Source organism: Shewanella sp. BJSY2023SW007 (assembly GCF_047314525.1).
GTDB lineage: Bacteria > Pseudomonadota > Gammaproteobacteria > Enterobacterales > Shewanellaceae > Shewanella > Shewanella chilikensis.
In genome coordinates this window covers 1-274 of record NZ_JBKORL010000113.1, presented here as the reverse complement: position 1 = coordinate 274, position 274 = coordinate 1, and the positions used below count along the sequence as shown (strand labels likewise).

Here is a 274-nt window from a genome sequence, read left to right as displayed (position 1 = left end):
TAAAGCGACTCTCCAGAAGATGCTGCTTCATCTCCCGATAGCCCACTTCTATCTCCCATCGATGGGCATATAAATCCGCTATCTCTGCCCCCGGATAACGCAATGGGTCCGTTAATGACGTCAAAATGGAAACCGACTTACCTTTTATCGTCTTCGTCAGTAAGCGAGCTTCAATATTGTCAGGCAGCATAGGCCACTTCTTTCTGGCTTGAGGCGTGGTGGTTAACCGCACCAGTTGGTCGTGTTTTCCTAAAGAGCGTACCACTTCATATTG

The 274-nt window shown here is 48.2% G+C and carries 1 protein-coding gene; it reads right to left on the bottom strand.

Annotation, left to right across the window (positions count from 1 at the left end; translation table 11 throughout):
* The coding region (locus ACMHXE_RS19715; RefSeq protein ID WP_413732300.1) for a transposase at positions 1 to 274 on the bottom strand (274 nt) is incomplete at both ends.